We start from the raw sequence: 12,191 nt of genomic DNA, 5'->3' as shown, positions 1-12,191 counted from the left end.
ACCCCACCCGACCCCGGCGGCACCCAGCGTTAGTCCTGGGTGGTGTACGGATCCGCATGCCATCCGAGCGCATTCAGAGCTTCGCTCAGTTGAGCGGCCAGGGCCTCAGCTCCGGTGTCGGCGACGTCGAAGAAGACCAGCGCCCCACTGACAGACCCCCCGATTCCCGGCACGGCTCGCGGGTGTCGCTGTGGCGGTTTGGCCGCCGACGGTAAAGTTCGTCGATCTCAACCGGGTTGACCCGGCATGGCCGAGGACGGGGGCGGTGCGCGTGGCGCGGACTGAAGCTGGTGGTGGACCCGGATATCAGGGTAAAACCCGCGGATCTGGCCGCGGCCTGGAAATCCGAGCCGGGGCCGGGCTGAGCCACCGACATTCAGGCCGTCGCAAGGGAGGCGTGACGAACCTCGAATCGACCATCGCATGGCGCTCACTCCCAACGATGAACCATCCCAAGTTCAGCGGAGACCCCGACCTGAGGCGTAGCCGTGCGTAGCATCTCGTAGCACATGATGCTAGGATCATGAACATGGTCCAGCCTGTCTCACGTGAGATCACCCAGCGGGAGCTCCGTAACGACTCCGGCGGGATTCTCCGCGCCGTCGAGCAGGGCTCGACGTTCGTCGTCACGCGCAACGGCAGCCCGGTCGCGGAACTGGTCCCGCTCCGACGCCGGACCTTCGTCCCGGCGGCACAGGTTCTCGCGATGTTCGCGCACGAGGCGCCACTCGACGCCGACCGGTTCTTCGCCGACCTCGACGGTGTCGTCGATCAGGGGCTTCTGGGTGAGTGAGCGCCCCGAACGCCACAGCCGAGGGCTGCTCGACACCAATGTGATCGTCCATCTCCCACGGGTGGACCCGGGCGAACTGCCGATCGAGACGGCGATCAGCTCGATCACGCTCGCCGAACTCACCGCCGGCCCGCACGCGACGGACGACCCGGTCGAACGCGCGGTGCGGATCGGACGGCTGCAACGAGTCGAGGCCGCCTACGACCCGCTGCCGTTCGACGCGGAGGCAGCCCGGCACTACGGCCCGGTGTACGCCGCCGGCCTCGCCGCGAACCGGACTCCCCGACGGCGACTGGCCGATCTCCTGATCGCCTGCGTGGCCATCGCCAACGACCTACCGCTGTACACGATCAACCCAGGCGACTTCACCGGCCTCGAACACCTGCTCCAGGTCGCTCCCGTTACCCGCCCCTGACCACAGACCAGACCAGGAACAGAAACCACACAACGCGAGCTGATCACCCACCACCCACACCGATTCCGGAACGAGTACATAAACGGCTGTTGTAGTAGCCATTTATTTTCTCAATATTATGTTGCCTCCCCTTCACACCCGCCCTCCACCCCCGCTTGCCAGAACAAGTACACAAGTGGTTGCCTGACACCTGGCCTAGGCCAAATTAGTCGTCCAGTTCCCCTGGTGAGACCCTCGCCGGCGAGATCCTGCGTACGGCGACAGGACGCGATCGCTGAAAGACGTGGAACAGATGCCATAGCAGCCCTTGATCGGCGGGACTTCTTCGTCGCACGCCGGTGCCGGCGCCTCGGACGGCCCGATGATCATAGAGTTGGCAGCCATGGCCCGTTATATGCAGATTGCCGATGATTTGGCTCGTCGTGTGCGGTCGGGGGAGATCACAGCGGGTGACGAGTTGCCCGGCGTGCGGGAGTACGCCCGGACGCTGGGAACGACGTCGACGGTGGTGCGGGCCTACCGCTATCTGGCGGATGCCGGAGTGATCACTATGGCGGACCGGCGGCGGGCACGGGTCGCCGGTGAGGGTGCGATTGAGAATATTGAGATCGGTACAGCGCCAGCCGAAACCCCTGCCGAGACATCTATCGCCTCGGGGCGGCGGCCATGGCTGACACCAGGTGTCGGAGGGATTGGGACGGCGAGCTTCCTCGCCGATGTCGGGCATGAGGTGCCGACCTCGCTGATGGCGAGCTTTGTCACCACGACCCTGGGCGCGCCGGCCGCGGCACTGGGCGCGATCGAAGGAGTGTCGGAAGGGCTGGCCGGGGCGGGCAGGTTCGTCGGCGGCGCGCTGGCGGACGATCCCGGCCGGCGGCGCGCGGTCGCGGTCGGCGGCTACACCACCACGGCGGTGTTCTCCGCACTGATCGGGGCGACCACCTCCGTAGCCCAGGCGGGGATGTTGCGGGCTGGTGCCTGGGCGGCCCGCGGACTGCGAGTACCGGCCCGCAACACGCTGCTCGCCGACGTGGTGCCCGCCACCGCCTACGGCCGGGCCTACGGGTTTGAACGGACCATGGACAACCTCGGCGCGATCATCGGCCCCTTGCTGGCGCTCGGTCTGGTGTCGCTGGTCAGCGTGCGCGCCGCCGTGCTGATCTCGGTCGTTCCCGGTCTGCTGGCGGCGCTCGCGATCGTCTACGCGATCCGGCAGGCAAAGCTGCCACGGGCCACCGGGCGCCGCCAGTTGCGGTTCCAGATCCGGCCGGTGCTGCGCGGGCAGCTCGGCCGAGTGCTGGCGGGGTTCACCGCCTTCGAGGTCGGCAACGTGGCGGGCACCCTGCTGATCCTGCGCGCCACCGATCTCCTGGCCGCCGGCCACGACACGGACGCGGCCACCCGGATCGGGATCGCGCTGTACATCGCCTACAACATCGCCGCGACGGCCGCGTCCTTTCCCGCGGGTGGGCTGTCCGACCGGATCGGCCGTCACGGCCCGCTCCTGGTCACCGCCGTCGGAGTAGCGACGTTTCTGGTCTCCTACCTGCTGTTCGCGGTCTCCGGACCGGTGATCTGGCTGCTCGGCGTGGCCTTCGTGCTCGCCGGAATCGGGATCGGCTGCGCGGAGACCGCCGAACACGCGGCCGTCGCGGCCCTCGCGCCCGACGAGATCCGAGGGTCGGCGTTCGGGCTGCTCGCCACCGTCCAAGCGGTCGGGAACCTCGCCGCGAACGTCGTCGCCGGCCTCCTGTACACCATCGCCTCGCCCACCCTCGCCTTCAGCTATCTCGCGGCCTGGATGGTGCTCACGCTCGCGCTTCTCCTGTCGGTGACAGTGGCACGGAGCGTCAAAAAACGGCCTGATGCCCGCCATACACGGCCTCTCACCTCGCCGGAACCACGCAAGCCCCTCTGAGCCTCACCCGGCTCCGCCGTGACAGGGCCGCTCCGGAAACGCCGGGACGTCAGACCGGTCACGTCCATGCCCGCGGAACGACCGCGATCATGCTCGCGAAACGACCGTGACCATGGCTTCAAACTGACCGTGACCATGGTCGCGGAACGACCGTGACCATGGCGTTAAACTGACCGCGACCATGTGTTTGGGCCGACCGGAGGAGGCTGGGATGACAGCCGGGCAGCCGGGTCCTGACCTCTTCCCGAGACATGCCACGGACCTTGTGTCGGCGGCACTCGGGGACACCCGGGTGGTCGTCGTCGGCGGCGCGCGGCAGGTCGGCAAGAGTACGCTCGCCCAGATGGCGGCCGACGCGCGGGCCGACGCGCGGGCGCTCTACCTGGACGACGACGCGGTGCGGGCGGCCGCGGAGTACGACCCCACCGGCTTCGTGAACCATGACGGCCTGGTAATGATCGACGAGATCCAGCGCGTCCCGCAACTGCTGCTTCCGATCAAGCACGAGGTCGACCGGCATCCTCGCCCCGGTCGTTTCCTGCTCACCGGGTCCGCTCAGCTGTGGGCACTGCGTGACATTCCGGATCTGCTGCCCGGGAGGTCCGAGACCGTCGAGCTGTGGCCGCTCTCCCAGGGTGAGATCGACGGCGAGCCCGACGGTTTTGTCGACGCGGTCTTCGCCGACGCCGAACCGTCCTTGGCGCGCAGTGACCTGCGTCGTACGGACTACGTGGCGCGCGCGCTCCGAGGCGGGTTCCCCGAGGCTGTTCGCCGGGCCGACGCCCGGCGGCGAGCACGGTTCTTCGACTCGTACATATCGGATCTCATCAAACGCGACATCCGCCAGATCTCCGAGATCGAACGGGTCGCGGAACTGCGCGGCCTTGTTCAGGCGCTGGCCGCCACGGCAGGAGGAATCCTCGTACCGGCCAGGCTCAGCAACGACCTCGGAGTACCTGTCACCACCGTCCGAAGACATCTCGCGGCGCTCGAGCTCATATACATCGTCCGACGGGTTCCCGCCTGGTCGAAGAACCTGACGGCCCGTGCCACCGCGAAACCAAAGATAATATTTGTCGATTCGGGGCTGGCCGGCCATCTGACAGGCATGTCGCTGCGGCGGGCTTCTCATCCGACAGCCGCCGTCGGGCCGCTCATCGAGAACTTCGTGCTCGGCGAGCTGGCCCGGCAGCTCACCTGGTCCGAGGAGCCGGTGTCGCTGTTCCACTACCGGGACCGGGATCGCCACGAGGTCGACGCGGTACTGGAACGGGCATCAGGCGAGATCGTCGGCATCGAGGTAAAAGCAGCCGAGACGGTACGCGCCGACGACTTCCGTGGGCTGCGCCAGCTGGCGGAGCAGACCGGCGACCGTTTCCACGCCGGTTATGTCCTCTATGCGGGCGGCGAGGTGCTCCGCTTCGGCCCACACATGCGAGCCGCCCCGATCTCGGCGCTGTGGGCCACTCCAGGCTCACCCGGGTGAAATCGGCGCGGTCAGTTCTTGAATGTTCGTAGCGTCTGCTCCGCGTGATTCCCACCCGAAATTTTAGCAGCATTGACGGCAGAACGACCAGTAGCCACCGACGCCTCATACGTTCTCGGGTAGCCGACGCCTTCAGCTCTCCGGAGAAGGAAAAACCGCCGCGGAACAGGCATTCATTCGATCCATGAGCCCAGCCGGCCGGGTCCTGCGGTATGCCTCGCCGTGCGCGTAATCGTGACCTGGCACCTTGCATGCCATCTCCACCGCGTCGACCGCCTGCTGCGCTATCGCGGCAACCATCGACGCCTACGCTGCGTGATAGCGTCATCACGTGGATGGATGACGACGTCCTCGACGACGGCCGCCGGTACACGTCGACCCCGAGGACCGGCAAGAACCTCGAAACGAAAGCCGGCTGCCACGGACACATCACCTGGGAATCGACTGGTTTGACCGCTTGTGCGCAAGCTTTGACCGGAGTCCGCTTACCTGAAGACATTGGCCTCCTCCTATTTCAGGGATGGCCCCTGGCCACGTGGCGCTCAGGGAGCACCCGACTCGCATCTGAGCGGTTTATGCGCTTCCGCACGCCCTATCCACTTTGCCGCGGCGAAGAAAAAGACCATGAAAATGCCGGGATCTCCGGCGGACAGCACGTGCCGGCCGCCCCACATGCTCGGTCGGCGATAGTGAGAGGACGGGCTTCGTGAGCCACCCGCAGGAAGACGGCACGATCAACGCGGTCACCGCGGCACAGTTGAGCCGGATCGCCGAAAGCGGCATCTATACCTCGGCCACCTCTCTCGACCCGGCCGCCGTCAACGTCGCGCAGGCGCTGATCGCCGCGCTGAGCGGCACGGCTGAGAAGGCGCTGCTGACCCCTGACCTCCAGAAGCTGACGGAGCAGGTGCGGCAGACGGCGAGCGTCGACTTTCTCCGGATCACCGCCACCGACGGAGTACGGCTGTCGGCACACACGATCAGGCTCAGGACCTCGGAACCCCGACCCGTGGTGATCGTGCCCTCGGGCTGGACGCCCTTCGGCTGGGCCCTGTTCGAGTACACGTACCTCCAGCTGGCGCTGCGCGGCTACCACGTGCTGGCCTACACCCCGCGTGGAATCGGCTTCACCGGCAGCCCGTTCACCTCCGAGGGCACGATCGATGTGGCCGGGCCCTCGGACTGGACCGATGGCTCAACCGTCATCGGCTACGCCCAGCAGCACTTCGGCCCGAGCCGGATCGCCTTCCTGGGCGAATCGTACGGTTCGGGTATCAGCCAGCTGGTCGCGGCGCACGATCCGGCGGGGCGCGTGGACGCGGTCGTGGCCCTGAGTACCTGGGGCGACCTGGCCGCGAGCCTCTACCAGCACGACACCCGGCATCTGGCGGCGGTGACCGCCCTGATCAACTTCACCGGTGGCCCGGTCGAGCAGAAGTTCGACGCTGCCACCCAGCAGATTCTGGCGGATTTCCAGGCCGGCCAGAACCTCGACGACGTAGTGGCGTGGGGCACGGAGCGGGCACCGTCGTCGTATGTCGAGCAGACCAATGCCCGCGGCATTCCCACGTTTTTCTCCCACACCTGGCACGAGACGCTGTTCCCGGGCAACCAGGTCGTCGAGCACTTCGACCGGCTGACAGTGCCGAAGCGGCTGAACCTGTGGATCGGCGACCACGCCGCACCCGAGGGCGCCGGCCTGACCATCCCGTTCAGCGGGCCGAACCTGCCGGTCGACGAGGCATTCGCCTGGCTGGACCACTATGTGGGCGGGCTCGCCAACGACGTACCCGACTGGTCCCCGGTCAACAGCCAGATCATGTTCACCTACCGGACCAGCACCGATCCGCAGACCGGGAAGAACGTCATCACCGAACCGGCCATCCGCGAGCCCAGAGCGTCCTGGGAGGATGTCACCACCTCCACCGAGCGGTGGTACCTGACCGCCACCGCGTCGGGCAGCCGTGACGGCGGTCTGCACACCGCTCCGGAAACGGGCTGGACCCGGGAGTTCACCGCCGGGCAGCTGACCGAGGCCACCGCGGTGGACGCCATCATCACGACCGGCCAGGCCGAGTGGAAGGGCAACCCGAAGAGCTACAACACGGACAAGTTCGACCGCCAGAACCTCGCGGTCTGGACCAGCGCTCCGATCACGGCAGACAGCCACGGCGACGCAGCCCGCCGGATCCGAGGCATCCCCGAGCTCACACTGACCGTGCGCAGCTCGGCCCAGTCCACGACCCTGGTGGCCTACTTGTTCGACGTCAGCCCTGACAACACGGCCCGCATCATCACGCACGAGCCCCTCACACTCACCGACCTGACTCCCGGGCAGGACCACAACATCACCTGGAGGCTGCAGGCCGCCGGATACGACCTGGCCCCGAACCACCGGCTGATGCTCGCCGTCACCAGCAAGGACCCGCTCTACTCGGACGCGAGCGTCGACGGCAGCACCACAACGATCAGCTCGCCCGACGGCAGTGCCGCATACCTGACGTTGCCCCTGGGCTGACCCAGCAGCACCGCGGGGGGCGGGAGCCACGCACACCAGCCGGCCTCGCCCCCGCCAGGACCCAGCCCCACCAACTCGCCGCAAGCCCGCCGATACGCCTACGCTGACAGGGCCACAAAGTCGTACGCCAAGTGGATCTGGCGAGTCGGTCACTGCCCGCGGCCGTATCCTGTGCTCTGTGAGCATCTTGCGGGACGAGCTGCACAGACTGATCGACCGGCTGCCCGAATCGCAGATGGCGCCGATCCTGGCTCTCGTGCGCGAAAGCACCCCGACCGAGGACGGCAGCGACGAGTAGCCGCTGCCGGACTTCGTGGGTTCCCTGTCCAGCAGCAAGGGCGACCTCGCGGCTTCGTCCCCCGGGTAGATATCACGTCCCTCGGCGAAGCCGATCAGAGATCGGCGAGCCGGCAAGCCAGCGAGTGCGCCGCCAGGGACTTGAACCCCGAACTCGCAGATTAAGAGAAAAGAGCGGTTCGTCCGCTGATGTCCGTGGACGTCCGCCGTGTCGGCGTGACCTGCGCTCGCCGTCCGCCGGTGCTCCTGCTCGTCCGCCGACGTCCGCCGGCTTGGGTACAGCAATAGGTACACTTGGACGGATCGGAGCGAGTGCCGACGCGTTCCACGCTACAAGCTTGGGGAACCTGTGGACCTGCAATCGCCGACCTGGCCGGGAACGTTCCTGCCCAGGTCCGCGGCGATTTCATGCTCGCCGTAGCGCCCCGGTCCGACCCGGTGGGCACCGTTGCTACGGGTTCGCGGCCGGCACGGCGATCCCTTCCTCATCAGCTGGGGGTCATCCTCCAGAAACCCTCACGACGATCATAACCAAGCCTAAAAGCGCTCTGTAACGCGTCGGCAGCGTCATGTAGAAGGATTGTGGAGCCGTCCACAAACTCCGGTAAAGGTAGGAAATCGAGACGTCGACTGAAGAGCGAATCGGGGGCAGTTGGTCGCCTGAAATGTCCTAGTCCGCGTCGTACTGCTGTTAACCGACGTAGATCTTCAGCAAGATCGGAAGAAATCCAGTCGCGACGGAACGCTTCGTCAACCAAGGGGCCAAGTCCCCAATGCTCCCATCCTTTCGGCTGCCCATTTAAGAGGTGGCCAAATAAGCCGGCAAGCTCTCTTTCGCAGAATATGTGAGCCGATGCAATCGCAGCCAACGGTAGATGATAGACATAGCAGTAGATCGCCTCGGTGAGAGCGATTTTCGCTTCCTCGCCACCTGAATGCGCGCCATAGTCATAGCCGGATAACCATGCAGCTACATGACGGCTGCGCTCCACGCGACCAGCGCGATCTTCTTCATCAACTCGCGCATGCTGCTGCCAGAAGTCGTCCATAGCGGCTGATCGTATCGATGCTCTCGGTCCTACGAGTCTCGAACCCCACTTTCAACCCGCCCCTTGCAACAGTCGGTACCCCCCATCCACTCCGTCCGGGCTCGTCCGCATAGTCGGCCGTGCTGGCCCTCGGGTTCGATCGCGTACGCCGTTGTTCGAGTGTGTCCACCGACTGGACTACACGGTTGGCTCGCGACTCGCGAGCCAACCCTTCCGATTACAAGACAGGGGCAAGCCCATCTGTGGAGGGCCGCCCGCGTTCGTCACGTTGAGCCTGTGTGGTTTGCGGTTCTTTCAGCTGCAGCACAGTGCACAATGCCGACAGTATATCCCCGGCTGATCACCGCGGCGCGATAAAAGATTCGATGGCAAACTGACCTGCACCACAGGTGTATCCCGCGCGTAGAGGCTCGGCAGCCCAATTCCTCATCAGTTTCCGCGTCTCATGAACAAGAGGAATATTCATACAAACGATCACGCCGGTTTGCAGCCCAACACTACCGAGAAAAATTAAGATCCTCGTCTCGCTGCACAATGTATACGATCAATGCCCCGGCCCAATGAATACATAACCATGCGGTTGCTTCGTCCGTGGTGTTTCCATGTGCATCTCCCTGGGAGTTTCTGATTTCAGAGAGTGCACTGAACCCATCGACAGCCCTTCTCAAGGACCGCTCCTGGGCCTGACCAAAGTAGCCTTTCTTGCGAGCCTCGCCGAGAAGTGAAGGAAGTTGCCCTTGCTCGTACCCGAGAACAATCCTCAGCGCGAGTTCTACGGCCGCATTCGCATCGGTGACCGCGTCGCCCCAATGGCCTTCTGAAAGTTCTTTGAGTCCGTCTTGATACTGACGTTCAACCTCGCTGAATCTCTTTCTCCCATGGAGAAGTGTGAGCGCGGGTTGAACTACGGCCGCATGGAGCTCTTGCGACTTCTTCCGAACAATCTGGCCGTCGACTAGATCGTACGCCATCTTGTTCTCGCGGAGACGAATTGAGACGGTGCGAACTAGCGTTAGGTACGCTTTATAGCTGCCGTACGATCGTTCTGTCAGATCCATCGTTATATGGATGATATCCATGATCTGATCCGCTTTCGCCCTCTTCAGAACAAACGTGCGGAAGTCGTCCTCTGGTATCAAGTTCGGCCCAACGAGAAATGGCACACCGTACTCGCGAACGAGAATCGACCCGATTTCTTTCTCAAAATTTCGGCGAAGCTCATCCGATAGATCATTGATCAAATCGAGGACCTGATGCCGGAACTCGCTCGTGGCCTCTTCAGTGAAATACTCGACATAGTCACCGCGAGCCCTGGCCTCTTCCTCGGCCACCTCGCTCTCGCGCTTAGTAAACAGTCGTCTCACGATCTGTACCATACCGGACAGGCAAGCCCTTCTCAGTAGTCATCTCGAGGGAAGACTGTGCGCTGGCAATACCCGGCAAGCATGGCCGACCGTACGTCTACTCACCGCGGCGTTCGTCTGCCGCGGGGCTGGACCTCTGCCTTGCAAAGTCGGTACAGTTCGTCCGCCGGTGTCCGGGGTCGTCCGCACAGTCGGCATGGCCTGGGCGCCGACTCCGCGTCTGTCCGTCGGCGTCCGCTGATGTCTGCCGGCTGGGCTACACACTTGGCTACAGACCCGACGCGCCAACCTCTTGATCCGTAGCCCTCGGCGATACATCCATGGATGTCCACCAACGTCCGTCGATGCAGGTCACGGGCTTGGGACCGTTCACCGACGTCCGTGGTCGTCCACACCCATTGCAGTACAACTGCAGTACATAAGCCGCCGGGATGCCTCTCACCGAGCGTGCAGCAGGCTTGGGGATTTGCAGAGGTACGAATGACGCGTTGGCGGAGGTCCGTCGACGTCCGTCGAGTTTGCTGAACGCGTCTCGGTCGTCCGTGCTCGTCTTCCGGCCTTGCTGTCATCGGTAGCTGTCCGTGTGAGCGGCCATGCGGAGTCGCGCTGTGGATCGCCTTCGACCCGGCAAGCGGCCGTGGGTCCGGCCGGCTGCCCCATAGACCAGCTGAGGTGCTACTGCTCGACCTGACGACACCGAACCTCGCTGGTTACCGGCGTGGCATATGGGCCATGGGTGAACCTTGTCTTGAAATAGGGCATCTGTTGTTTGTAGTCAAGTTTCGGATACCGCGTCACTGTTATGACCGGACCGAGACTAGTATGCGCGACGTGTGTGCTGCGACTGGGGCGGCCATACGCAAGGGGGGGAACGTCACCCTTAGCGCGTTGGCCGACGAGCTTGGGTCTATTTCGGTCATGCTTGAATGGGCTGTCGAGAATCAATATCCGCTCGATGCCGACGCAAGCATCCTCCTTCTGGGAGACGATGGAAAGGTAAGGTCCAACGACGATCTGATTTTTTACAACCAACCCACGGGCGCTGAGGGGGCAGTCAGAATCCGTGGTAAGACTTCCTCCATCGAGGAGCGATACACCGCCTTCGCGGATATCGTCGAAATCGATATGGATGATCTGCCGGACAGCGTTGAGCGCCTCGTTCTTGCTGCCAGTCTTGACGGCGAAGAGGGAGGCTGCTTCGGTCGGCTAGCATACTTGAGGCTACGCCTTCTGAAGGGCTCCGACGCAGAAGAGCTGATTCGTTTCGATATATCTGATGCAACTGTCGAGACCGCGTTTGTCTTTGGTGAGATCTATCGGCGTGCCGGGCAGTGGAAGTTTAGGGCAGTTGGTCAAGGGTACAAAGCCGGCCTAGCTGCGCTCGTGACCGACTACGGTATCGAGGTCGAGCCAAATGATGACCAAGGACTTCAACCTGGCGAGGATGAATCTGAAGCGGACGCAGACGATGCGGCAGCGGTCAAAGATAATGGAGATACTACGGCTGATTCGGGGCTTGCCTCGGACGGCCAAGGTGCCGATGTAGAGTCGCAATCAGTTGAAAGCGCTCGTTCGGGTCACTCGCCTGCTGTTGCGGGACGTACCCAAGCGATCAGTACCAAGAAAAGGAGAACTGCTCGCAGGTTGTCTTCATCGAGAAGGCGACGCGTAGCATCTTCTGGCATTGACCAGAACTGGCAAGCCGCCCGGCTCTTTCCAGTAGCCGGAATCGGTGGCGCAGAGGAACAGGAGAGACGCGCAACCTCGGCACTCCTTGCTGTCATATCCTCGGTCCGCGAGTTCGGCCGATCCATCACAACGCGGTTCGGAGCGCCCGCCGGTCAAATCGATACATTTATCGAGGTGCCCTTCGTCCTGTCGGATCAGCCTTACGTACCGGACGGTCTGATTAGGGTGAAGCGAGGCCAGCGTGTCTGGCAGGCACTCGTTGAGGTGAAGACCGGGACCGCTGAGCTTCGCCAGGATCAGGTTGAGACGTACTTGGACATTGCACGAGAGCAGAGGTTCGACGCTGTTCTTACGATCTCTAACCGCATTGCAGCGGTTGGTGAGCGGCACCCAGTGCCGATCGATGGGCGAAAAACGAAGAAGGTCGGAGTCCATCATCTCTCATGGGCTGAGGTCCGCTTTTACTGCCAGCTATTGATAGAGAACAACGGCGTGGCGGATCAGACTCAAGAGTATATTCTGACCGAATTTCTTCGCTATCTTGAGCACGCGCGTTCCGGTGCCCACATGTTTGACGATATGGGCCCTCATTGGGTGCCTGTCAGAGACAGCGTGGCTAACGGTACGTTGCGACCTTCAGACAAGGGTCTACCCTTCGTTAC

At 63.7% G+C, this 12,191-nt stretch carries 8 protein-coding genes; 6 read left to right on the top strand and 2 right to left on the bottom strand.

The features are described from left to right. The first annotated feature begins 529 nt into the window (after positions 1–529). The 5 genes from CM1CMNOD_RS06230 (at position 530) to CM1CMNOD_RS06210 (ending at position 7,130) form a co-directional block, all read left to right on the top strand. The gene (locus CM1CMNOD_RS06230) at positions 530–793 is read left to right on the top strand and encodes a type II toxin-antitoxin system Phd/YefM family antitoxin (protein WP_013872821.1); all 264 of its coding nucleotides are present in this window, start codon (positions 530–532) and stop codon (positions 791–793) included. Further along, positions 786–1,208, top strand: a complete 423-nt coding sequence (locus CM1CMNOD_RS06225) for a type II toxin-antitoxin system VapC family toxin (protein WP_013872820.1) — start codon at positions 786–788, stop codon at positions 1,206–1,208. The genes CM1CMNOD_RS06230 and CM1CMNOD_RS06225 overlap by 8 nt, the downstream gene beginning before the upstream one ends. Positions 1,209–1,569: 361 nt before the next feature. Further along, entirely contained in the window at positions 1,570–3,126 is a 1,557-nt protein-coding gene (locus tag CM1CMNOD_RS06220; RefSeq protein WP_013872819.1) for an MFS transporter, read from the top strand. A gap of 211 nt (positions 3,127–3,337) precedes the next feature. Beyond that, positions 3,338–4,612: an ATP-binding protein gene (locus tag CM1CMNOD_RS06215; protein ID WP_013872818.1), complete on the top strand. Its 1,275-nt coding sequence runs from the start codon at positions 3,338–3,340 to the stop codon at positions 4,610–4,612. 706 nt (positions 4,613–5,318) lie between these two features. Beyond that, positions 5,319–7,130, top strand: a complete 1,812-nt coding sequence (locus tag CM1CMNOD_RS06210; RefSeq protein ID WP_013872816.1) for an alpha/beta fold hydrolase — start codon at positions 5,319–5,321, stop codon at positions 7,128–7,130. Positions 7,131–7,915: 785 nt separating this feature from the next. Here CM1CMNOD_RS06210 and CM1CMNOD_RS06205 read toward each other — a convergent pair. Further along, positions 7,916–8,476 carry a hypothetical protein gene (locus tag CM1CMNOD_RS06205; RefSeq protein WP_131772294.1) on the bottom strand — a complete coding sequence of 187 codons (561 nt, stop codon included), beginning with the start codon at positions 8,474–8,476 and terminating at the stop codon, positions 7,916–7,918. A 497-nt stretch (positions 8,477–8,973) separates the two neighbouring features. Then, on the bottom strand, positions 8,974–9,840 hold the full coding sequence (locus tag CM1CMNOD_RS06200; protein WP_131773890.1) for an AbiJ-NTD4 domain-containing protein: 867 nt from the start codon (positions 9,838–9,840) through the stop codon (positions 8,974–8,976). 888 nt (positions 9,841–10,728) lie between these two features. Here CM1CMNOD_RS06200 and CM1CMNOD_RS06195 point away from each other — a divergent pair. Continuing rightward, the coding region (locus tag CM1CMNOD_RS06195; RefSeq protein WP_165162693.1) for a TerD family protein at positions 10,729–12,191 on the top strand (1,463 nt) is incomplete at its 3' end.

Source organism: Protofrankia symbiont of Coriaria myrtifolia (assembly GCF_900634755.1).
GTDB classification, from domain to species: domain Bacteria; phylum Actinomycetota; class Actinomycetes; order Frankiales; family Frankiaceae; genus Protofrankia; species Protofrankia coriariae.
Note: the sequence above shows the minus strand (reverse complement) of the source record. Positions and strands in the feature narration are given on the sequence as shown.

Bases quoted from the DNA above. Each gene is read 5' to 3' on its own strand.
- CM1CMNOD_RS06215 (WP_013872818.1), top strand. From the start codon at position 3,338: ATGACAGCCGGGCAGCCGGGTCCTGACCTCTTCCCGAGACATGCCACG.
- CM1CMNOD_RS06230 (WP_013872821.1), top strand. From the start codon at position 530: ATGGTCCAGCCTGTCTCACGTGAGATCACCCAGCGGGAGCTCCGTAAC.
- CM1CMNOD_RS06205 (WP_131772294.1), bottom strand. From the start codon at position 8,476: ATGGACGACTTCTGGCAGCAGCATGCGCGAGTTGATGAAGAAGATCGC.
- CM1CMNOD_RS06220 (WP_013872819.1), top strand. From the start codon at position 1,570: ATGATCATAGAGTTGGCAGCCATGGCCCGTTATATGCAGATTGCCGAT.